Genomic DNA, 287 nt, shown 5'->3' on the forward strand with positions numbered 1-287 from the left:
GCTCCTTCGAGCGAACCATCAGTCTTCTTGACGAGGTGCTGCGCACGGGAGCCGATACGCCCGAGGGCGCCACGTTCAACCTGCTGCGCGAGCTCCCCGGAGGGCGGCCACATCCTCTTCCGCGTCGACGGCTCCGCCAAGCGCCACGGCGAGCTGCAGCACCTGCGCATCATCGTCCGCGACGACGGCATCGGCATGTCGAAGGACTACCTCGCCACCATCTTCGACTCGTTCACCCGCGAGGCCCGTTCCCTGAACCTTGTTGGTGAGGCTCGACTCCTCGCGGG

At 66.9% G+C, this 287-nt stretch carries 1 protein-coding gene; it reads left to right on the forward strand.

The features are described from left to right. Nucleotides 1-27: 27 nt before the first annotated feature. A partial coding sequence (locus NE591_RS15595; protein ID WP_256157142.1) for an ATP-binding protein occupies nucleotides 28-287 on the forward strand: 260 nt, incomplete at its 3' end.

The organism is Adlercreutzia sp. DFI.6.23 (assembly GCF_024462535.1).
Lineage (GTDB): Bacteria > Actinomycetota > Coriobacteriia > Coriobacteriales > Eggerthellaceae > Adlercreutzia > Adlercreutzia rubneri.